Below are 20,780 nucleotides of genomic sequence, written 5' to 3'. Positions count from 1 at the left end.
ATGCAGGGACAAGCCCAACAGCAGGCGTACGACCGAGGGATTACGATCTTCTCCCCGGACGGCCGTCTCTATCAAGTCGAATATGCACGAGAGGCCGTTAAACGAGGAAGCGCCAGCATCGGTGTCCGGACCGAAGGTGGCGTCGTCCTCGCGGTAGACAAACACACCCGGTCGCCGCTCATGGAGCAGACGAGCGTCGAAAAGCTCCACAAGTCGGACGACCACATCGGCATCGCCAGCGCGGGCCACGTCGCCGACGCCCGACAACTCATCGACTTCGCCCGCCGTCAGTCGCAGGTCAACCGCCTGCGCTACGGCGAGCCAATCGGCGTCGAGACGCTGACGAAGGAAGTCACCGACCACATCCAGCAGTACACGCAGGTCGGCGGCGCACGACCGTTCGGTGTCGCGCTCATCATCGGCGGCATCGAGAACGGCGAACCGCGTCTCTACGAGACCGACCCGTCCGGAACGCCGTACGAATGGAAGGCGCTCGCCGTCGGTTCCGACCGCGGCGAGATTCAGGACTACCTCGAATCGAACTACAGCGAAGGAATGGATCTGGACAGCGGTATCGACCTCGCCCTGAGCGGCCTCGGCACCGTCAACGACGACGCACTCTCGCCGACGGGTGTCGGCCTCGCCACCGTCGACGTCGAGACCGAGCGCTTCCGCATGCTCGACGACGACGAAGTCGAGGGCTACCTCGACGAACTCGACCTCCTCGAAACCGAGGACGACGAAGAGCCGGAAGAGTAATTTCGACGTTTTTTGCGGGAAACATCTTTTAGGTGGGCGCGTTTACCTTCGGGTATGATATCACTCGAAGAGGCGGTGACGGCGCGTCTCGAATCGCACGGTGCGCGCTTCGAAGTCCTCGTGGATCCGGACGCGGCGCTGGCGATGAAACGCGGCGAGTTCGATGGGGACATCGAGGACATCATCGCCGCCGAGGACGTGTTCGAAAACGCGAGTCGAGGGGACCGACCGGCCGAAGAGGATTTGGAGACGGTCTTCGAGACGACGGACCCGCTCGAAATCATCCCCCAAGTCATCGAGCGCGGGGAGATCCAGATCACGGCCGAACAGCGAAAGGAGATGCAGGAACAGAAGCACAAGCAATTGGTCACCCAGATCGCGCGCAACGCGGTCAACCCGCAGATGGACAACGCGCCGCACCCGCCGGACCGCATCGAGAGCGCGCTGGAGCAGGCCGGATTCTCGGTGGACCCGATGGAGCCCGCTGACCAGCAGGTCGACGACGCGCTCGACGCGCTGCGCCCCGTCATCCCGATCAGGTTCGACGAGGTGACCATCGCGGTGCAGGTACCCGCCAACTACGCAGGGAGCGCACAGGCCCGAATTCGACAGTTCGGCGAACTGGAGCGTGAGGAGTGGCAGAACGACGGGTCGTGGGTCGGCGTGATGACCTTCCCCGCGGGGATGCAGAACGAGTTTTACGACCTCGTGAACGAGAACACGAGCGGCGAGGCCGAGACGCGAATCATCAAGGACGAGGACGACCTCCAGACGCGATAATCGTTCGAACGACTCGTTCTGACACGGTAATTCGGCAGACAGACCCTTCCGTGCGGCCGTCGTGTGTGGGTGACGATGGAGTTCTCCGAAGAGCGTTCGCGCATCGGGTGGTGGGCGCTCGCCATCGTACTGGCGGCCGCGCTCGCCTTCGTGGCCTACGCGTTCGTCGGCACGCTCGTCCTCGGGTTGTTCATCTACTACGGATCACGCCCGATCTATCGCCGGGTGACGAGATACGTCGAATCGAAGACGCTCGCGGCCGCGGGGACCCTCTTTTTGCTCTCGCTTCCGGCGCTGGCACTCGTCGGCTACACCGTCGCCGTCGGCGTGCGCGAACTCAGCGCGTACACAGGGGCCGCCATCGGGACGTATTACTCCCACCTGTTTCCCGGAGCGACGTCAGTCCCCGACCTCCTCGCCCATCCACAACGACTGCTCACGTCCGATTTCCGGAGTCTGTGGGGCGATTTCACGACCGCCACCGAATCGCTCGGCATCGTTTCTCGTGGGCTGCTCACGCTGTTTCTCTCCATCTCCTTCGCCTTCTTCGCGCTCCGGGACGGGAACCGACTGGCGGATTGGTTCCGCGGCGAGATGGGCGAGGACAGCGCCGTCGTGGCATACGTCTCGGCGGTCGATAGCGACCTCGCAATCGTGTACTTCGGGAACGTCCTCACCGTCCTCCTCGTCGGCGTCGCGGCGACGCTCCTCTACAACTGGTTCGCCGCGGTTGCCCCCGACGGGGTCGCATTTCCCCTGCCGACCGTCTTCGCCCTGTTGACCGGCCTCGCCACGTTCGTTCCCATCGTCGTCGGGAAACTGGTGTACGTCCCGCTCACGCTGTACTTCGGATGGGAGGCGTTCGAAGTCGATTCCAAACTGCTCTGGTTTCCGCTCGTGTTCTTCCTCGTCTCGCTGGTACTGCTCGACCTTCTCCCACAGACGGTCATCCGGCCGTACATCTCCGGGCGGACGACGCACACGGGGCTCGTGATGTTCGCCTACATTCTGGGCGGAGTCCTGTTCGGCTGGTACGGCATCTTTCTGGGGCCGCTGGTGCTGGTACTCGTCGTGCAGTTCGCCGACATCGTTTTCGGTGACCTGGTCCACGGTCGACGCGTGACGCCAACCTCGTCGCTCTCCATCGGGTCGAATCCCCCGGACGAAGCGCGGTCGGAGAAAAAAGACGAACGAAAATGAACGAGGATGTCCGAACGGAATTCGTCTACGCCTGGAGTCGGATTTCGTCGTCGGTGACCGACGAAACCATCTCATCCTGGAGCGGATAGGTGTCCTCGTCCCGGTCGCCCCACCCGAGTTTCGACTTCACCTTGTCGGTGATGCCGGGGTCGGGGTCCACGTGGGCGGTACCGTGCTGTACGTCGGAGACGATACCGACTTGGTCGCCGGAGTTGTCCACGACTTTCTTCCCCTCGTCGTCGTCAGTGATTTGCGTTGTCATCGCGTTCGTAACTCGTCCGTTCGCCGGGAACCGTCGCTGGTTGCGAGTTCAAGGGCCTTATCCGCATCCACGATTTCGGGGGCGTCACCCGTCGTCGGGAAGCAACGGATGGTCGTCCGGTGCACGTGCGAGTTCCCGCTGGACGGCATCCCACTCCTCGAAATAGCCGTAGTCGGTCATCGTTGACATGCCCGCGAGGGCCGCCCGAAGACTCAGGCCGACGAGCGGGATGTCCGCCACTGTGATGACCACGTCTGCTTGTAGAATGACGCCGTCCCGCAGGATCACGTCGAGCAAGTCCACGACGGCGTGGTCGTCCTTCGTCGGTTTCATGCGTCCAACTCCGGTGCGAACGAGTACGGCGGCCACGGCCCGGTAAACCTGATCTCGATACCCGGGTCCGCCGCCACGTCGTCCAATAACTCGCCGATTTCCTCCTCGTGGTCCTCGTGAGCCAAGAACGCAACCTGCACGACTTCGTCCGAGGAATCCGACCCGAGAACCCCGCTGCTCGAATCCAATACCTCGAACTCGCGCACGAGGGGGTCGAGTCCGTCGCGGAGTCGCGCGGTCAGATCCTTCTGCCGCGCCCGTCGGAGGTCACGGAGTCGATTGTCGTACTGCTTTTCGAGCAAAAACGCGGTCCCCTCGTTCGCCTCGTCGACCTTCCCACGCAGTTCGGCCAGCTTTTCGTCGTCGGCTTCGAGTTCGTCCTGCACGCGGTCCTCGTCCCACGCGACGCCGACGCGGTACTCCCAGTGTCCCGCGAAGTCGTCGAGATGGGTTTCGAGGGTCTCGGACTGGTCAGCCAGCCACTCCATCACCGCGTCGTCGTCGCCCTTGAGAATCGTATCGAAGCGGAACGGAAGCGGGGTTCCGAACCGTTCCCCGGCGGCGTCCACCACGGACTGATGGGTGAGCAACCACTCCCGAACCCGCCCGAGGTCGTCCGAATCGAACGGCGAATCACAGGACTGGACGACCGCACCCAGCCCATCGTGAACGAGCACCGAGACGGAACCGCCGTCGATACCTGCCTCCGAAAAATCGGTCGTGTCTTCGTCCGCTCCTGCATCCACGACACAGTAGAGGTATCGCCCCTCCTCGAACTCGGAATCAGCCACCGTACTCCTCCATGCCGGGTTCGCGGTCCGCGAGGTCGATCAGTGCGTCCGAAATCAGGTCGTCCAGATCGCCACGGAGGGTATCCACGCCTTCCTCGATCCCCTCGGACTCTTTCAGTCGCTCCAATTCGTCCTCGATGGCCGCCAACTGCGTCCCGAGTCGCTCGATCTCCTCGGGCGTTAGGTCGTCGTACTCCATCCGTCGAACCGCCTCGCGCTCCATCGCCTCGACGAGCAGTTCGACCACCGTGATGACGAGCGCGACGAGTCCTTTTCCGGCGTCGTCACCATCCACTTCAATCGCCGTCATGCTCCGCCTCCGCTTCGGCTTTCGCCTCCGTTTCTTCCTCCTCTCCATCCTCGTCACTGTCGTCCGCGTCGGCGTCCTCGTCATCGGTCTCCGCTTCGTCGTCCCCTTCCTCGTCGGGGGAGACGCCGACAGTCACGGTTTCGGATTCGGGCAGTTCCTCGACGCCTGCGGCTTCCTCGACGCGCTTCATGTCGGTTCCTTCCGGAAATTCGAGGCCGTACTGTGCCGCCGTCTCGAACGACGCGATGGCGGCTCGGAGTTTCACGCCGAGCAGTTCCGTCTCGCCGACCGTCACCACGATATCGGCGTTGATGACGACGCCCTTGTCGAGCAGCAGTTCCAGCATCTCGGCGAGGTCGGACTGGCTCCGGGTGGGTCCGGTCTCACCCATCCTCTTCCTCCTCGAATCGACGACCGTAGATTCGCTTGTTCTTCGACCCGGACGAGTGCCAGCCACTCTTCGGAACCGTCGAATAGCGTGCGACGCTGGCCTCGGTGGAGCCGGATGCGGCCATCGTGGAATACGCTGACGGGTTACCGGACGACGGCTGTCCGGTGGACCCCATCGACTCGTTTTCCTCCCTGGCTTCCTTCAGGTCGTTCCGTGTGTCGATGAGCCCGTCCCGGAACTCTTCCACGCTTTCCTGGAGCTGTGACTGGAGTTTCGACTCGTACAGTTCGGACTGCATCTCGGTTTCGAGGTCCTCGTCCATTTCGATCATGTCGTCGTCGTCCGACTCGTCGTCTCCGACGCCGATTTCTTCGAGGGCGTCGGTGAACTCGTCGCTCTCCTCCCACAGGCTTCGAACGTCCGTGGACGACCATAGCTCCCGGAACTTGATGGCGCTGATGAGGCTCCGAACGTCGATGACCTCCCCGGCGTCACCTTCGTCGATGGCGTCGTCCGTGTCCTCCAACTCGACCACGTCCCGGAGTTCGGACAGTTCGAGTACGTCCGGAAGGTCGGTCAGGTCGAGTTCGTCTAGCACGTCCTCGCCCTCGTCCAACACGTTCCAGAGGTTCTCGGCTTCCGTCGCAACCGAGTCGAACGAGTCCGACGACCCGAGCGCCGACACCAGTCCGTCGAGTCCCGACTGTACCTCGTCGAGGAACGGTTCGATTTCTTCGTTAGCCATCGGGTAACTCCCGTCCGATTCGCAGTTCGAGGATGTAGTTGTTGTACGATGCGTTCCTGATCGCCGCATCGTCCCATTCGATGCCGAATCGCTTGATCGGCCGCTCGTCGTCCCGGATCTCGATCACGTTCGTCTCGCCGTCGAACGTGACCCCGAGGTCGTCCTTCGGAACGCCGGGGACGTCCATGGTGACGACGAGTTCGCCGTCCTCCTCCCGCGTGTTCGTTAGATATCGTTGCCGCGGTTGTGTCCGGGGCTGACTCCGCTGCTTTCGGGGGTGACCCGACGCGACGGAGTCAAGCGAAATCCCGTAGTTGATTCGTCCCCCCGAGCTACCGTGTTCGCCAGCGTACGTTCGTTTCTCGTCGTCCGAGAGTTCGTTCGCCAATCTGACCAACCGTTCGATGATTCCCATTATCGTTTCACCTCGACTTTCCCGTTTCGCAGCCGTTCGTGGGCCGTTTCCGCAGCGTCGAGTCGCGCTTCGAGGTCGGCTTTTCGTTGCGCGTACTCCTCGTCGGACAACTCGCCCAGATCGTACAGCATGTGCGTCTCCTTGAGTTCGTCCTGTATGCCCGCGATGTCGTACATCTCGTCGACCGCCAGCGAGTGGAGAACGTCCACCATCGACACCAGCGGCCTGAACAACAGGTCGTCGACGACGATCATCCCTGTGCTCCGATGTGGATGTCCACGAAGTTGTACGGTGCCCACGGCCCCGTGTACTGGACGGTCAACTCGTCGTACTCCTCGCGTAGCTCGCCGACTTCCTCGGCGAACGCCTCGCGGTCGTCCGTCGCCACGAGATACGAGCGGTTGAGGGCGAGCCTGTCGCTGAACAGGTCGTCCTCGGTCTCGCTCTCGGCGATGTCGGACAGTCGTCCGCCGACGTCCTCCCGGATCGCCTCGTGGTCCACCTCGTCGTCCTCCCCGACCACGATTTTGACGCCGAGTTCGACGTGCCCATCGACCTCGTTGAGCGCCTTCGTGAACGCTCTCCGTGCACCACGGAGGACGGACTTCAGCGTGCGGTTATCCTTGAACGCCATGCCGAACTGCATCGGCACGACGGCGTCCACGTCGTCACGTTCGAGGACCTCGCGGAGTACCTCGTCGTGGCGTTTGCTATCCTCGTCGGTTCGTTCGGGTTCGGTCGTGTCGATGTCCGAGACGACGGCCGAGAGCGTCCGGTACGTTACCGTGTACACTCGGTCACCACCAGCGACAGCGTCAGTGTCGAACTCGAAATCGTTCTTCTCGACGACCCCGTAGACGTATCGGTTCGAACTCATCGTTTCATGGAGACGGTGCTCCTACGACTGGAAAGCGACGAGACGTGCCTTAATAAGTCGTGTGGCGGAGAGTGCAAGCACGCACCGCATTGTGGCGTCTCACCCATTTTTCACCCGCTCGCCGACCGCTGGAGGTAACGAACGTCGATGCCTCACTGGGCGGCCTTCCGACGGTCGAGTTCCTCCATCAGGTCGTTCGCCAACACCTGAAGGTCGTCGTTCGAGAGTTGGTCGAGTTCGACCGTCGGCTCACCTTCTGCATCGGAGTCGTCTTCGGCTTCGCTTTCGTCGCCGGAGTCGTCCGTCACCTCTTGCTCGCCCGATTCGTCTTTCGACTGGCTCTCCTTCGATCCGTCTTCCTCGGATTTATCGGCTCCGGCCTCATCGTCGGCCGTCTCCGCCGGTTGCTCGTCTTCCTCCGAGGACTCGCTTTCACCGTCCGCACTCTCCATGCCGATGCTGCTCGCGGTGGCGAGTATATCCTGGGCATCCTCCTTGCTCACCTCCAGGACCTCCTGGACTCGCTGGAGGACGAGCTGTTCCCGTGTGGGCTCCGCTTCCGATTCCTCCTCGGACGCCTCCGGGGCCTCCAGTCGATGTTCGAGACGGTCGCCGAGCGACGCCCCGACTCTCCGCCCGACGAGCATCCCCAGACCACAGCCGACGACCCGTCCGAGGTCCCGACCGATAGCTTGGCCGTTCTCGCCCTCCATCTCGGTGAGCGCGTTCACGACTCGTTCCGCGTTCAGTTCCTTCCCCATATCCCCTTCGACTAGCTTTCGTACCGTGTTTTCTTCAGTCATGATGTCCCTCATTCGGCGTCGGCGTTAGCGTTCCTCGGCTTCGAAGATTTCCGTCTGCGTGCCGGTATCGCCGCGACGATACCGTCCCGCCCGTCCGTACCCTTGGACGGTGCCGCTCGGTCCGAGACCGATGACGTACCGTCCGAGAACGTCTTGCGTATCCGGAATCGAGTTTCGTTCGACCACCTCCGCGACGACTCGCCAGCCGTCTTCGTCCCGTTCCCCCACTTCGATGATACCGTCGAGCGGCGACCCGATGAGGTCGCTCGCGATGGCACGACCCACGTTCCGCGCTTCGTAAAGGCCGATTTCGTCGTCGCTTTCGACGATTTCCTCGATGTCGGACTCGTTCGCTTCGGTGCGCTCCGACGAACCGTCCCGGTCCTCGACGGCCTCGGACAGTTGGTCGAGTACATCGTCGAACTCGCCACTTTCGGAGTCGCTTGTTTGTTCGGTCATCGTTCCCTCCCCAAACGTGTCGTCATCGAGTTGCATAACTTATGCGCCCGTAACGAGTGCATACGACTTCGTAACCGGAATCGGGTGCCGAAACGAATCCACTTAAAAGTAACTTGCAGGCTCGGCCCGAATCCTGAAATAGCGTTCGCCTGGATTTCCCAACGTAGGGATTCGGTTCCCGTGATCAACTATGGTAGAAGCAAACCCGAACTCTTCGAGTCTCGCGGACGTTCTCGACCGCATTCTCGACAAAGGCGTCGTTATCGACGTGTGGGCGCGTATCTCCGTGGTCGGTATCGAAGTACTGACCGTCGAGGCGCGTGTCGTCGTCGCATCGGTCGACACGTTCCTCCACTACGCAAAGGAGATGGCGAAGTTAGAACGAGCATCCTCGGAGGACGAGGTGGACTTCGAACAGGTCGAAGTCGCGTCCCCCGAGGCCAGTTCGTCGTAAGCACAGTGTGACGAACGATGTCCGAAGCAGATCAGTGTCGGGCGCTCACCGACGACGGCGAGCGGTGCACCCGTCCGGCACAGGACGACGGTTTTTGTTATCAGCACGATTCGGACGACGAGACGATAGACGGCCAAAACGAGGAAGAAGCCGGGTCCGAAAACGGAGACGAGGAAGAAGACGTGAGCGATAATTCCCCGGACGAGGAGGAAGCGGAGGATAGCTCGGAGAGCGACGAATCGGACGAAAGCGGGGACGGCGAGTTCGACGTGATGGCCGTCCGCGAGACGGTCGAGGACGTCGCCAACGATTTGGTCGGGCATCCGCTCGACGGCATCATCGAGATAACCGAGGACGAAGACGGCTGGCAAGTCGTCGTCGAAATGGTAGAACGGAGCGCGGTTCCGGATACCCAGGACATCCTCGGACAGTACGCTATCGCGCTGTCGGAGTCGGGAGACGTAACCGGCTATCGATTGCGGGAGCGATACAGGCGCGGCGACAGTCAGGAGTGGTAGGGATTACCCTTTGCGGAACCCGACCATGAACCCGCCGACGAACCCGGCGCTAACCGAGAGCGTCGAGAGGAGGGTCGTTACCCACGAGGGAGGCTGACTACTTCCGGCGGCCTGACCGGTTTTCACTACTCCTGCGGAGAGTTTGTTCCAGTCGACAGAGAGTATACCGCGCGATTCGAGGAATTTGAACAGGGCGAGTTCGAGGCCGATGATGACCGCGATGAGCTTTGCGACTTTCTTCGCGGCGAATCCGATGACGCCACCGATGACGGCACCACTTCCCAGTTGGAGTCCGAGTTGTTGAGGGTCTATCCCGACTTGCATCGTCCCACTCAGAACACTGATAGGTTAAGTTTCTTGTGGTTTTGGTCGATGTTGAACGTTCTCTAGCGGTGTAAAATCGATACCATACGTGGTTTTCAATTCATCGCAACAACGAGTATACATATCTTTTGATCTGTGAATTACGCTTGAACGGCCGAACATTCGGGTTCCACTTTCAGCCGTCGAGATGATGATGTCAACGCAACCCCGCAACCCTCTCCCGATGGTTTTAAACAGATGAACAACCCGGTATAACGTATCAATGGCTTTCGAGGACTTACTGAGCGACCCGGTGATTCAGAAATATCTTCACGAACTGGTCGGACCGAAAGGAATGCCCGTCGCGGCCGCGCCGCCGGACGGTGAGGTGACCGACGAGGAACTCGCGGAGGAACTCGACCTCGAACTCAACGACGTTCGACGCGCGCTGTTCATCCTCTACGAGAACGACTTGGCGACCTACCGACGCCTCCGCGACGAGGATTCGGGATGGCTCACCTATCTCTGGACGTTCGAGTACGACAAGATTCCGGAGAATCTCGAAGAGGAGATGTACCGCCTGCTCGACGCGCTGAAACAGCGCCAAGAGTACGAGCGCAACCACGAGTTCTATCTCTGTGAGATCTGCTCGCTCCGCTTCGAATTCGGCGAGGCGATGGACTTCGGTTTCGAATGTCCCGAATGCGGGTCACCGCTCGAATCCATGGAGAACTCGATGCTCGTCGACTCGATGGAGGAGCGAATCCACAACCTAGAAGACGTACTCAACGTCGAAACACTCGGTGCATAATGGTCGTTCTCGCAACAAAAGTGTACGTTACCGGCGACGCAAAGCACCGCGCGCTGGACGGTCTCGAATCGCTGGTCGGAAACGCACTCGGAGACCTCGACGTGGAGTTCGACATCGGCGTCAGGCACGACGATTTCGTCTCGGTTACCGTGGAGGGCGAGGACGAAGTCGTCGCCCGGAACATCCTCGGCGAGGAGTGGGGCGAAATCACGCCCAACCTGCGCGACGGCGAAACGTACGTCGGCACGCTCGAATCGTGGGACGACGACGGCTTCGTCCTCGACGCCGGACAGGACGTTCGGATCCCGGCGTCCGAACTCGGACTCGGCCCGGGCAAACCCGAGCAGGTGATCGAACGGTTCGGCCTCGTTCAGCACATGCCGATGGGATTCGTCTACGCGGAGGACGGCACATCGCGCCTCTCAGACGCCGAGCGTGACCGCCTGTTCGACTGGTCGCGTGGCACCGGACGGGTGAACGTCAACAGCGCGACACGCGGCGAAGTTCGAGCGACGGTCAACCGTGCGGGCCATGCCCACGACATCGTCACCGTCGAACGACTCGGCGTGTTGGAACAGAGCATTATCTGTACGGAAAACACCGACCCGCCGGGACTGCTCGCCAGCATCGGCGGCTACATCCCGGCCGAAATCCGCTGTGTAATTCCATGAGAAAACGGTTCGTCCTCGCGTTCGCCCTGCTCGCCCTCCTCGCGGCCAGTGCCGGGTGTTCCTCCGTGTTCGGCCCGGGGGACATCAGCCAGCAGCAACTCAACAAGAACGCGACGTACGACTGGAAAACATCCGAGGACGTGACCTACAACGTCACGAGCGGGCAGTATCAAGCGGTCTACAACCTCGACAAGAAGGACACGCTCGAAATTCACCAGGAGGAATCCTTCGGCGAGGAGGCCCCCGTCGAAATTTCGGGCGTGCAGTTCCAGTATCCGAACGGGACCGTCGTCGGTGCCGATCAGATTTCGGTGCACAAGACGAAATCCTCGACCATCATCCGACCGCCCAAGGGACCCGGAAAACTCGCGTACACGGTATCGAGACAGGGGAAGACGTTCTACGTCCCGACCTACCTCGAAGACCGAACGTACGAAGTGACCATCCCTCGCGGCATGCGCGTCGATACGTTCCTGCTGAGCGACGTGCGCCCCGGTAGCTACGAGACGAGCATGCAGGACGGACGCGAGCATATCGTCTGGTCCCAACCCGTGAAATCCGACAGCATCTCGGTGCGGTACTACCTGGTCCGGGACAAGTGGATATTCGCCGGAATCGTCGCGCTGGCGTTGCTCGTCGGGTTCGGCGGTCTGGCCTACTACCGCTACCAGATTCGGCAACTCGAACGACAGCGCGAGGAGATGGGTCTCAACATGGACATCTCCGACGACGATATGGGCGACGGGCCGCCGCCCGGAATGTAAGAGCACTTTTCTTCACCCCCGCCTACGATTCGGGTATGCGAGTTGCGTTGGTAACCGTCGGAGATGAAATCCTCTCCGGAGACACTGTCAACACGAACGCCGCCTGGATCGGTGAGCAACTGACCGAGCGCGGCGTGACCGTCGAACGGGTGTTCGTCATCCCCGACCGCGTGGCCGACATCGCCCGCGTCGTGAACGAGGCCCGCGCCGAGTACGACGCCGTGATCGTCACCGGCGGTCTGGGGCCGACCCACGACGACCTGACGATGGAGGGCATCGCGGCGGCCGTCGGCGTCCCCGTCGAGGAACACGAGGAAGCCGTCCAGTGGATCGAAGAGCACTCGGATTACTCACACGCCGATCTGACGACCGGAACGGCCCACCTTCCAAAGGGGGCACGCATGCTCCCGAACGAGGTCGGCGTCGCTCCCGGCGCGGAGATAGAGGACATCTACGTCCTGCCCGGCGTGCCGGACGAGATGCACGCCATGTTCGAGCGAATCGCCGACGAGTTCGACGGAGACCCCTATTTCACTGGCACCGTCGCGGCGGGCGAACCCGAGAGCGCGCTCATCGACCGATTCGAGGAACTCCGCGAGCGATTCGACGTGAAAGTCGGGAGCTATCCGGGCGACTACGTGCGCGTCAAGATCGAGGGGACGGACGAAGCGACCGTCCAAAACGCAGTCGAGTGGTTACGCGAGCGAGTCCAAGCGCCGGACGAGACGGACGCCTAACGGTAGAAGTAGGCGATCCACGCAATCGTGATTGCCAGTCCGACGACGAGAACGACGATGCCTGCCGAGTTTGCGGGAACCGCTTCGAGTGGAATCATACCCGCCGGTTGTCGTCCCTGTCTCTTAAGATTTGAGAATTACCCCTCGCGCCCGCGGCGAGTCGTTTCCGTTCGGACTTTCTCGATGAGCGAGAGTTTTCGATCGACGTTCGACCACGACCTCTATTTTATGGAGAAAACGACCGGGATCTCACGATCGCTGCTGGCTCTAATTCGCTATTCTACGGACAAGAACATATCCTCGTTATCGGAGTAACCCGAGACGGAAAAATTGGAAACAAAAATCCGCAACCTAGAAAACTCCCTGTTTACAGGAAGTCTTCGATGTTGTCAGCGACTTCTTCCGGCGTGTCGCCGACGGGGACGCCCGCGTCGTTGAGCGCGTTGATCTTGGATTCCGCGGTACCGGTTCCGCTGCCGGAGACGATTGCGCCCGCGTGGCCCATGCGCTTTCCTGGCGGGGCCGTGCGGCCTGCGATGAAGCCAGCGACCGGCGTGTCCATGTTCTCCGCGATGAACGCGGCGGCCTCTTCCTCGTCCTCGCCACCGATTTCACCGCACATGACGACGGCGTCCGTGTCGTCGTCGTCCTCGAACAGCGAGAGGGCGTCGATGAAGTCCGTGCCGATGATCGGGTCGCCGCCGATGCCGATGGCGGTGGTCTGCCCGATGCCGCGCTGGGTGAGGCTGTCCACGACTTGGTAGGTCAGCGTCCCCGAGCGGGAGACGAGACCGACGTTACCCGACTCGAAGATGTTGCCGGGGAGGATACCGAGTTTCGATTCGCCCGGCGTGATGATGCCGGGGCAGTTCGGACCGAGCAGTCGCGTGTCGGTCTCCGAGAGGCGCTTGTACACCTTCGACATGTCCTGTGTGGGGACGCCTTCCGTGATGGCGACCGCGAGGTCGAGGTCCGTGTCGAGCGCCTCGAAGATGGCGTCGGCCGCGAACGCCGGTGGGACAAAGATGACGGACGCGTCGGCGTCCTCTTCCTCGACCGCTTCGTGCACAGTGTCGTAAACGGGCACGCCGTGTGCTTCCTGCCCGCCTTTGCCGGGGACCGCACCGGCAACGACGTTCGTTCCGTACTCCATCATCTGTTCGGCGTGGAAACTACCCTCGCCGCCAGTGATACCTTGGACGACCACTCGGGTGTCGTCGTCTACGAGAATGCTCATTGTTTGTCCTCCGCGTTTTCGACAGCACGCTGAACCGCGTCTTCGAGCGTCGCTTCGACCTGAACGAGGTCGGTGTTCAGAATTTCCATTCCTTCCTCCGCGTTGGTCCCGGCGAGTCGAACGACGACGGGTTTCGGAATCTCGTCGAGCGATTCGAGCGCCTCGTTGATACCTTTGGCAACCTCGTCACCGCGGGTGATGCCGCCGAAGATGTTGAAGACGACCGAATCGACGTTCTCGTCCGAGAACACCATGTCCAGCGCGTTGGTCACGCGCTCGGCCTTCGCGCCGCCACCGATGTCGAGGAAGTTGGCGGGCGTGCCGCCGTAGTAGTCCACGAGGTCGAGCGTGGTCATGACCAGTCCGGCACCGTTGCCGATGATACCGACGTTGCCGTCGAGTCGGACGTAGTCGAAGCCGTACTCGCCCGCCTTGCGTTCGAGGTCGTCCTCGTAGGCGTCCTCCTCCATCTCGGAGAGGTCGGGGTGACGGAACAGCGCGTCGTTGTCGATGTTCATCACGGCGTCGGCCGCGATGACCTCGTCGTCCGAGGTGACCATCAGCGGGTTGATTTCCGCGTCACTCGCGTCCTTGTCCGACCAGAGGTCGTACAGCGTCGTGAGGACGCTGGCGACGTCCATCGCGATTTCCTTGTCGACGCCTGCGTCGAACACTGCCTTGCGGGCCTGGTACGGGTGCATCCCGAACGCCGGGTCGATGTGCTCCCGTGCGATGGCCTCCGGCGTCTCCTCGGCGACGGACTCGATGTCCACGCCACCTTTGGTGGAGACCATGGCGACCGGTTTGCCCTCGCCGCGGTCCATCGTCACGCCGACGTAGAGTTCGTTGACGAAATCGACGGCCCCTTCGACCAACACCTGTTCAACTGTGTACCCTTTGAGGTCCATTCCGAGAATGTCCTCTGCGGCCTCTTCGGCCTCCTCGCGGTCCTCGGCGAGTTTGATGCCGCCGGCCTTTCCGCGACCGCCGACGTGTACTTGCGCCTTTACCGCGACAGGGTAGCCGATGTCCTCCGCCGCTTCGACGACTTCGTCAACGCTCTCCGCAAGCGCTGAATCCGGCGTCGGGATTCCCGCGTCGGAGAACACCTCCTTCGCCTGGTACTCGTGTAGCCTCATGCACTCGAAAGGGAGTTGCCACGCCGCTTAAATCCCGACGGTTCACACCCAAGGTTACGTCCGAAACCACATTTTTAATCGCATTCAGAACTGCAGACAATTCTATGTGACGTACACCATGTGACATTGTCACATTCGAGGGGGCCGTTTCCCGTGATAGCTATCGGAAGACGCTCCGCGTGTCGGAAACGATACCGTCCACATCTGCCTCGGCGAGCGCGGTCGCCTCCGATTCCTCCCGCACCGTCCACGAGTTCACCGCCAGTCCGGCGTCGTGTGCTCGGTCCACGAATTCCGAATCACAGATGTCCAGTTTGGGATGGACGCAAGCACAGTCCAGATCGACGGCCGTGTCGATGCAGTTCGGGCCGCGCTGGTTGATGTAGGCCAACTGAACCTCGGGGTCGAAGGTTCGGAGATTCCGAAGCACCTGCGAATCGAACGACGACAGGAGAACGTCGTTGTCCACGCTCGCAACGGCGTCCAACACTCGCTCCGCCATCCCGCCGTGTTTCAGCTCCAGATTGATCCCCGTCCCGTCCGGAACCGCGTCGAGCGCTGTTTCGAGTCGCGGAACGGTCTCGTCGGAATCGAGTATCGTCAGTTCCCGAAGCTCGGACCACGGGGTGTCCTGCACCGTCCCATGGCTGTCCGTCAGCCGCCCGAGTTTCGCGTCGTGAAAAACCACGAGTTCGCCCGATCCACAACGCTGAACGTCCATCTCGATCACGTCCGCGTGCGCTGCCGCGTTCTCGAACGCGAGGGGCGTGTTCTCCGGGTAGTCGTCGGCGAAACCACGATGGGCGATGTGCTGGGGTGAATCCGATGTAGACATACCCACAACTCACCCCTGCGGACTTATTTTCCTTCCCTTCGTTGCCCTTCACATGCGAGCAGTACGCTATCACGAACACGGCGGCCCGGACGTGCTACAGGTGGAAGAGATCGACCGACCGGAACCCGAGGATGACGAACTCCTCGTTGCGGTTCGCGCCGCGACGGTCAACCCCGTCGACACGTACTTCCGCGAGGGATCGTATCGACCCGGCGACCTGCCGTGGATTCCGGGGTCGGATTTCGCGGGCGAGGTCGAGGCCGTCGGCGACGAAGTCGAGGCGTTCGACGTCGGCGACCGCGTCTTCGGAACCGGTCTCGGAAATAGCCGACAGGGAACCTGTGCCGAGTACGTCACGACGCCGACCGACACGGTCGCCCGTCTCCCCGATGGCGTCGGGTTCGACGAAGGGGCGGCGGTCGCCCTCGTCGGCGTCACGGCGTGGCGGGCGCTCATCGACCACGGAAACCTCGAACCTGCCGAAACCTGCCTCGTCCACGGTGGCAGCGGCGGCGTCGGACACGTTGCCGTGCAACTCGCGGCCGCCACCGGGGCGCGCGTCGTCACCACCGCGAGCGAGGAGTACCACGAACGCCTCGAAGCCGTCGGCGCGGATACGGTCCTCGATTACCACCGGGACCACCTCGCGGAAGCAGTCGAGGAGGCGGGCAACCCTGACGTGATTCTCGACCATCGACTGGACGACTACCTCCAGTTCGACGCGGACGTGGCGGCGCTGGGCGCGCGCATCGTCGGCATCGGCAACACCGACGCCGAGGCCGGATTCGAGAACGTCTCCGCCGCGCGCTCGAAGGAGTTGACGATAACGCTGATGAGCATGTTCAACACGCCGGACATCTCGGCGGTGCTCGAACGACTGGCCCGCCTCGTCGCGGACGGCGAGGTCGTCCCCGAAATCGCCGGAACGTACTCGCTCTCCGAGGTGGACGAGGCACAGTGCGACGTGCTCGAAAAGAGCTTCCTCGGAAAATTGGTCGTCGAAGTATAGAAATCGACGAAAATCCGGGAATAGAACGGGGCGGGCAACGCGCTTAATTCGCTTCGCTCCCTAACCGAAATACGATGCAGGACAGGCGGGCCGTGGGTTCTGCGGCCTTCGCGCGACTCGGCGACGAGGTGCGGGCGGCGCTCTCGGTAAGAGGTTTCTCCACGCCGACCGAACCCCAGAAGCGCGCGATTCCGCCCCTCGCCGAGGGGAAGCACGGACTCGTCATCGCGCCGACCGGGACCGGGAAGACCGAGACAGCGATGTTGCCGGTGTTCGATGCGGTAGTGGAGGCGGAGCCACGCTTTGGGATTTCGGTACTGTACATCACGCCGCTTCGGGCGCTGAACCGCGACATGCGCGAGCGACTGGAGTGGTGGGGTGACACGCTCGACATCGACATCGACGTGCGCCATGGCGACACGACCGATTACCAGCGCCAGAAGCAGGCGAACGACCCGCCGGACGTACTGGTGACGACACCCGAAACCCTGCAGGCGATGCTGACGGGGTCGAAGTTGCGGACGGCACTGGAGGACGTCCATCACGTCGTCGTGGACGAGGTGCACGAACTCGCCAGCGCGAAGCGCGGCGCACAGTTGACCATCGGACTGGAGCGTCTGCACGAACTGTCGGGCGACTTTCAGCGAATCGGCCTCTCGGCGACTGTCGGCGACCCGGAAGAGGTCGGCAGGTTCCTCACCGGAAATCGGGGCTGTGAAATCATCGAGGTGGACGCCGGGAGCAAGGTGGATTTCCGGGTGCACGAACCCGAGATCAGCGAGGAAGACGAGCGACTGGCGGGCGAGTTGATGACGAACCCGGACATCGCCAGTCACGTCCGAGCGATTCGTGACATCGTCGAGACCCACGACTCGACGCTCGTCTTCGTCAACACGCGCCAGACCGCCGAGGCGCTCGGGTCGCGGTTCAAGGAACTCGGGACGAATATCGGCGTCCACCACGGTAGCCTCTCGAAGGAGGCCAGAATCGACGTGGAGGACCGCTTCAAGGACGGAAAACTCGACGCCCTGCTCTGTACCTCCTCGATGGAACTGGGCATCGACGTTGGTCGGATCGACCACGTCGTCCAGTATCAAAGCCCGCGTGAAGTCGCTCGCTTGCTTCAGCGGGTGGGTCGCGCGGGCCACCGCATGGACGAGGTGTCGAACGGCACCATCGTCACCTCGAACGAGGACGACGCGCTGGAGGCGATGGCCATCGCACGGCGGGCGACCGACGGCGACGTGGAACCGGCCCACATCCACCACGCGAGTCTGGATACGGTGGCCAACCAAATCGTCGGCCTCGTCATGGACTTCGGGGAAATCGACGCCCGGAGAGCGTACGATATCGTCACGCGGGCCTACCCCTTCAGAGATCTGGACGAGGAGACGTTCAAGGGCGTCGTGCGGGAGGTCCAGAGCAACCGGTTGGTCTGGCTGAACGAGGAGGACGACCAAATCGAGAAGTCGGGCAAGACGTGGCAGTACTTCTACGCCAACCTGTCGATGATTCCCGACGAAGAGACGTACACCGTTCACGACATCGCCAGCGGGTCGCAAATCGGAACCCTCGATGAACGGTTCGTCGTCAACTTCGCGGAACCCGGCGAGGTGTTCATCCAACGCGGCGAGATGTGGCGCATCGCCGAAATCGACGACGACGAGAGCAGGGTGAACGTCTCGCCCATCGAGGACCCCGGCGGCGAGGTTCCGTCGTGGGTCGGCGAAGAGATTCCCGTGCCGTTCGAGGTGGCCCAAGAGGTCGGCGAGATGCGCGCCGTTGCCGGTCCGCAGTTCGAACGCGGCGCACCGATGGAGGGGGTCGCCCGCGAGTTCACGAACCGCTATTCGACCGACCAGCATACCGCCGAATCCGCGCTGTCGCAACTCGATCGGCAGGCCGAGACGGAATCCCCGATTCCGACGGCCGACCGAATCGTCGTGGAGTTCGCCGCCGGGAAGATAGTCGTCAACGCCTGTTACGGCCACAAGGTGAACGAGACGCTCGGACGGATGCTCTCGTCGCTGGTCGGCCAGCGAACCGGGTCCTCGGTCGGAATGGAGATCGACCCGTATCGGATCGAGTTGGACGTACCTGGAAAGGTCGACGGTCACGAAGTCGTGGAAGTCCTCCGGGAGACCGACCCCGAGCACGTCGGCCCGCTCATCGAACTCTCGTTGAAACACTCGGATACGCTGAAGTTCACGCTCGCGCAGGTCGCGGCGAAGTTCGGGTCGCTGAACCGCTGGGAGGGGCGCGGACCGGTGTCGATGGGCCGTCTCCTCGGCGCGCTGGAGGACACGCCGATGTACGACGAAGCGGTGCGGGAGGTGTTCCACGACGACCTCGCCGTCGATGCGACCGAGGAAATCCTGCGCGGAATTCACGCGGGTGACATCGACGTCGTCACGACCGGCGGGCGAACCCCGGTCGGAAGCGGCGGGCGCTCCTCGGGTAGGGAACTGCTCGCGCCCGAAAATGCCGACGCGAGCGTCATCAAGACCGTCAAGGAGCGGATTCGAAACGACCGCGTCCTCCTGTTCTGCCTGCACTGTCAGGACTGGCAACGCAAGACGACCGTCGAGAAAATCAACGACCAGCCCAAATGCGTGCAGTGCGGTTCGACCCGCGTCGCCGCGCTCAACCCGTGGGCCGACGAGGTGGTCACGGCGGTTCGAGCCGAAGAGAAGGACGACGAACAGGAGAAGATGACGCGGCGGGCGTACAACGCGGCGAATCTGGTTCAGAGTCACGGCAAGCAGGCCGTCATCGCGCTGGCCGCCCGCGGCGTCGGCCCACAGAACGCGGCGCGCATCATCGCCAAACTGCGTGAGGACGAGGACGACTTCTACCGCGATATTCTGGCCCGGGAACGGCAGTACGCCCGGACGCAGGCGTTTTGGGACTGACCGGGCTTTTCTGCAGGTCACGCCGGAAACCCCCGACACCGAACGCTCGTTCGTGAATCGTCTCCCCGCGGTGGTAAATCTCTCCTCAGGGGAGGGAGTTATTTTGTCATCTTTCCCACCAGAAACGTGAGAAAATCGTTTAGACGATACGGGAAGTAGACTCTAGCGGTGGGGACCATTAGCAGGGATGCCATTTCTGACCGGCTTGCCGGACAGTCCAGAGTCGTACTGTCGTTGAAAGTGCTCGCAGCGGTCGCACTGTTCCTGTTCGCCGTTCGATTGTTGGGTGCGACAACCGACGCGTTGGCACCGTTTTTACGGCAGAATCTGGGTCGAGTCGTCGTCGGAGACGTTCCGGCTCTCGGAGCCAGTTGGTTCGCCTCGTACGTCCTCGCGAACGGTTCGATCGTCGCCGCGCTCGCCCTTACCCTGTTCAATTCGCACGTCATCGTTTCCTCGCAGCTGTACCTGATGATAATCGGGTCAAGACTCGGTGCGGCCGCCATCGTCATCTTCATCGGGGCCTTCGATTACCTCAATACGGAAAGCGACTCGCTCCGGGAATCCGTGCGGATGGGGTTGCTCACCTTCCTGCTCACGTACACCATCTACCTCCCGGTGATGGTTCTCGGCTATCTCTCGATGCCGCTCGTTAGCACCACGGCTCCGGTAAGCAGGGACGTTTCCGCGACGCAGCTATCGAACCCCTCCTTTTTCTCGATCGTAACCGAGGGACTCATCGAGGTTCTGGGGGCGGGAATCGCCTTCCTCGTGGCGATCGCCTGTATCCTCCTGAGCCTGCGGCTGTTCGACCGGATACTGAAGGATTTCGACAAGCAGCGACTCCGGAGACGATACCTCTCCCGTTTGGGGAACAAGTGGGTCTCGTTCGGAATCGGACTCATCATCACCGGATTGACGACGAGCATCGCATTCTCACTGGGCGTGATCGTCCCGCTTTACAACCGTGGACACATCAAACGCGACGAGATCATCCCGTACATCCTCGGGGCGAACATCGGTACCCTGCTCGATACCCTCATCGTCGCGTTCGCCCTCCAAACCTCAACCGGTGTGATGACCGTCGTTCTGCTGTTGAGCATCGGGCTCGTCGTAACGCTCCTCTCGCTCGTGACGTACCCGATTTACACCTCGTTCATCGACACGATGCAGGACGAACTCATCGGGACGGTCGCCTACTTCATCGGCTTTCTCGTCTCCCTCCTCCTCGTTCCGTTGTTGCTCATCCTCCTTGGATGACGGCA

27 protein-coding genes are annotated in these 20,780 nt (G+C 62.0%); 12 read left to right on the top strand and 15 right to left on the bottom strand.

Annotated elements, in window-relative coordinates:
• The 3 genes from psmA to NKF25_RS07785 all read left to right on the top strand — a co-directional run bounded on the left by psmA (window position 1) and on the right by NKF25_RS07785 (window position 2,739).
• Window positions 1-759: an archaeal proteasome endopeptidase complex subunit alpha gene (gene psmA / locus NKF25_RS07795; protein ID WP_253226125.1), complete on the top strand. Its 759-nt coding sequence runs from the start codon at window positions 1-3 to the stop codon at window positions 757-759.
• A 54-nt stretch (window positions 760-813) separates the two neighbouring features.
• Window positions 814-1,539 carry a ribosome assembly factor SBDS gene (locus NKF25_RS07790; RefSeq protein WP_253226124.1) on the top strand — a complete coding sequence of 242 codons (726 nt, stop codon included), beginning with the start codon at window positions 814-816 and terminating at the stop codon, window positions 1,537-1,539.
• Window positions 1,540-1,614: 75 nt separating this feature from the next.
• Window positions 1,615-2,739: an AI-2E family transporter gene (locus tag NKF25_RS07785; protein ID WP_253226123.1), complete on the top strand. Its 1,125-nt coding sequence runs from the start codon at window positions 1,615-1,617 to the stop codon at window positions 2,737-2,739.
• Between the two features lie 25 nt (window positions 2,740-2,764).
• Here the strand turns inward: NKF25_RS07785 and NKF25_RS07780 are convergent, their stop codons facing one another.
• The 11 genes from NKF25_RS07780 to gvpO (NKF25_RS07730) form a co-directional block, all read right to left on the bottom strand.
• Entirely contained in the window at window positions 2,765-3,001 is a 237-nt protein-coding gene (locus NKF25_RS07780; RefSeq protein WP_253226122.1) for a PRC-barrel domain containing protein, read from the bottom strand.
• A gap of 84 nt (window positions 3,002-3,085) precedes the next feature.
• Window positions 3,086-3,334: a gas vesicle protein gene (locus tag NKF25_RS07775; RefSeq protein WP_066146128.1), complete on the bottom strand. Its 249-nt coding sequence runs from the start codon at window positions 3,332-3,334 to the stop codon at window positions 3,086-3,088.
• Window positions 3,331-4,125 (bottom strand): gas vesicle protein GvpL, encoded by a 795-nt coding sequence (gvpL, locus tag NKF25_RS07770; RefSeq protein ID WP_253226121.1) that lies wholly within the window; start codon window positions 4,123-4,125, stop codon window positions 3,331-3,333. The genes NKF25_RS07775 and gvpL overlap by 4 nt, the downstream gene beginning before the upstream one ends.
• The gene (locus NKF25_RS07765) at window positions 4,118-4,435 is read right to left on the bottom strand and encodes a gas vesicle protein K (RefSeq protein ID WP_253226120.1); all 318 of its coding nucleotides are present in this window, start codon (window positions 4,433-4,435) and stop codon (window positions 4,118-4,120) included. Before NKF25_RS07765 ends, gvpL begins: the two co-directional genes overlap by 8 nt.
• Entirely contained in the window at window positions 4,422-4,826 is a 405-nt protein-coding gene (locus tag NKF25_RS07760; RefSeq protein ID WP_253226119.1) for a gas vesicle protein, read from the bottom strand. Before NKF25_RS07760 ends, NKF25_RS07765 begins: the two co-directional genes overlap by 14 nt.
• On the bottom strand, window positions 4,819-5,571 hold the full coding sequence (locus tag NKF25_RS07755; protein WP_253226118.1) for a hypothetical protein: 753 nt from the start codon (window positions 5,569-5,571) through the stop codon (window positions 4,819-4,821). The genes NKF25_RS07760 and NKF25_RS07755 overlap by 8 nt, the downstream gene beginning before the upstream one ends.
• Window positions 5,564-5,986, bottom strand: coding sequence for a gas vesicle protein GvpH (gene gvpH / locus NKF25_RS07750; RefSeq protein WP_253226117.1), 423 nt, complete (start codon window positions 5,984-5,986; stop codon window positions 5,564-5,566). Before gvpH ends, NKF25_RS07755 begins: the two co-directional genes overlap by 8 nt.
• Window positions 5,986-6,240 (bottom strand): gas vesicle protein GvpG, encoded by a 255-nt coding sequence (gvpG, locus tag NKF25_RS07745; protein ID WP_066146109.1) that lies wholly within the window; start codon window positions 6,238-6,240, stop codon window positions 5,986-5,988. Before gvpG ends, gvpH begins: the two co-directional genes overlap by 1 nt.
• Window positions 6,237-6,863 (bottom strand): GvpL/GvpF family gas vesicle protein, encoded by a 627-nt coding sequence (locus tag NKF25_RS07740; RefSeq protein WP_253226116.1) that lies wholly within the window; start codon window positions 6,861-6,863, stop codon window positions 6,237-6,239. Before NKF25_RS07740 ends, gvpG begins: the two co-directional genes overlap by 4 nt.
• 152 nt (window positions 6,864-7,015) lie before the next feature.
• Window positions 7,016-7,666 carry a DNA polymerase V family protein gene (locus NKF25_RS07735; RefSeq protein ID WP_253226115.1) on the bottom strand — a complete coding sequence of 217 codons (651 nt, stop codon included), beginning with the start codon at window positions 7,664-7,666 and terminating at the stop codon, window positions 7,016-7,018.
• A gap of 24 nt (window positions 7,667-7,690) precedes the next feature.
• Window positions 7,691-8,125 carry a gas vesicle protein GvpO gene (gene gvpO, locus NKF25_RS07730; protein ID WP_253226114.1) on the bottom strand — a complete coding sequence of 145 codons (435 nt, stop codon included), beginning with the start codon at window positions 8,123-8,125 and terminating at the stop codon, window positions 7,691-7,693.
• A gap of 190 nt (window positions 8,126-8,315) precedes the next feature.
• Here gvpO (NKF25_RS07730) and gvpA point away from each other — a divergent pair, with 190 nt between their 5' ends.
• Complete coding sequence (gene gvpA, locus NKF25_RS07725) at window positions 8,316-8,579, top strand: gas vesicle structural protein GvpA (RefSeq protein ID WP_066146101.1); 264 nt, start codon at window positions 8,316-8,318, stop codon at window positions 8,577-8,579.
• Window positions 8,580-8,596: 17 nt separating this feature from the next.
• Entirely contained in the window at window positions 8,597-9,097 is a 501-nt protein-coding gene (gene gvpO, locus NKF25_RS07720) for a gas vesicle protein GvpO, halophile-type (protein ID WP_253226113.1), read from the top strand.
• Window positions 9,098-9,100: 3 nt separating this feature from the next.
• On the opposite strand, the gene NKF25_RS07715 is transcribed toward gvpO (NKF25_RS07720), so the two are convergent.
• Window positions 9,101-9,421, bottom strand: a complete 321-nt coding sequence (locus tag NKF25_RS07715; RefSeq protein WP_253226112.1) for an FUN14 domain-containing protein — start codon at window positions 9,419-9,421, stop codon at window positions 9,101-9,103.
• A gap of 262 nt (window positions 9,422-9,683) precedes the next feature.
• Here NKF25_RS07715 and tfe point away from each other — a divergent pair, with 262 nt between their 5' ends.
• The 4 genes from tfe to NKF25_RS07695 are packed head-to-tail and all read left to right on the top strand — an operon-like array spanning window position 9,684 to window position 12,383.
• Window positions 9,684-10,211, top strand: coding sequence for a transcription factor E (gene tfe, locus NKF25_RS07710; protein WP_253226111.1), 528 nt, complete (start codon window positions 9,684-9,686; stop codon window positions 10,209-10,211).
• Window positions 10,211-10,882 carry a DUF2110 family protein gene (locus tag NKF25_RS07705; protein ID WP_066146089.1) on the top strand — a complete coding sequence of 224 codons (672 nt, stop codon included), beginning with the start codon at window positions 10,211-10,213 and terminating at the stop codon, window positions 10,880-10,882. The genes tfe and NKF25_RS07705 overlap by 1 nt, the downstream gene beginning before the upstream one ends.
• A complete protein-coding gene (locus NKF25_RS07700) occupies window positions 10,879-11,646 on the top strand; it encodes a DUF5803 family protein (protein WP_253226110.1) in 768 nt (255 codons plus the stop codon). The genes NKF25_RS07705 and NKF25_RS07700 overlap by 4 nt, the downstream gene beginning before the upstream one ends.
• Before the next feature lie 35 nt (window positions 11,647-11,681).
• Window positions 11,682-12,383 (top strand): molybdopterin-binding protein, encoded by a 702-nt coding sequence (locus NKF25_RS07695; RefSeq protein ID WP_253226109.1) that lies wholly within the window; start codon window positions 11,682-11,684, stop codon window positions 12,381-12,383.
• 367 nt (window positions 12,384-12,750) lie between these two features.
• Here the strand turns inward: NKF25_RS07695 and sucD are convergent, their stop codons facing one another.
• The 3 genes from sucD to NKF25_RS07680 all read right to left on the bottom strand — a co-directional run bounded on the left by sucD (window position 12,751) and on the right by NKF25_RS07680 (window position 15,594).
• Window positions 12,751-13,620 carry a succinate--CoA ligase subunit alpha gene (sucD, locus tag NKF25_RS07690; RefSeq protein WP_066146076.1) on the bottom strand — a complete coding sequence of 290 codons (870 nt, stop codon included), beginning with the start codon at window positions 13,618-13,620 and terminating at the stop codon, window positions 12,751-12,753.
• Window positions 13,617-14,759: an ADP-forming succinate--CoA ligase subunit beta gene (sucC, locus tag NKF25_RS07685; RefSeq protein ID WP_253226108.1), complete on the bottom strand. Its 1,143-nt coding sequence runs from the start codon at window positions 14,757-14,759 to the stop codon at window positions 13,617-13,619. The genes sucD and sucC overlap by 4 nt, the downstream gene beginning before the upstream one ends.
• A gap of 160 nt (window positions 14,760-14,919) precedes the next feature.
• Window positions 14,920-15,594, bottom strand: coding sequence for a glycerophosphodiester phosphodiesterase (locus NKF25_RS07680; RefSeq protein ID WP_253226107.1), 675 nt, complete (start codon window positions 15,592-15,594; stop codon window positions 14,920-14,922).
• 52 nt (window positions 15,595-15,646) lie between these two features.
• Here NKF25_RS07680 and NKF25_RS07675 point away from each other — a divergent pair, with 52 nt between their 5' ends.
• The 3 genes from NKF25_RS07675 to NKF25_RS07665 all read left to right on the top strand — a co-directional run bounded on the left by NKF25_RS07675 (window position 15,647) and on the right by NKF25_RS07665 (window position 20,775).
• Window positions 15,647-16,603 carry an NADPH:quinone reductase gene (locus tag NKF25_RS07675; RefSeq protein WP_253226106.1) on the top strand — a complete coding sequence of 319 codons (957 nt, stop codon included), beginning with the start codon at window positions 15,647-15,649 and terminating at the stop codon, window positions 16,601-16,603.
• A 74-nt stretch (window positions 16,604-16,677) separates the two neighbouring features.
• Entirely contained in the window at window positions 16,678-19,515 is a 2,838-nt protein-coding gene (locus NKF25_RS07670) for a DEAD/DEAH box helicase (protein ID WP_253226105.1), read from the top strand.
• 168 nt (window positions 19,516-19,683) lie between these two features.
• Window positions 19,684-20,775 (top strand): sodium:phosphate symporter, encoded by a 1,092-nt coding sequence (locus NKF25_RS07665; protein ID WP_253226104.1) that lies wholly within the window; start codon window positions 19,684-19,686, stop codon window positions 20,773-20,775.
• Window positions 20,776-20,780: the final 5 nt, after the last annotated feature.

Source organism: Haladaptatus sp. AB643, assembly GCF_024136975.1.
In the GTDB taxonomy this organism is placed as follows: domain Archaea; phylum Halobacteriota; class Halobacteria; order Halobacteriales; family Haladaptataceae; genus Haladaptatus.
Note: the sequence above shows the minus strand (reverse complement) of the source record. Positions and strands in the feature narration are given on the sequence as shown.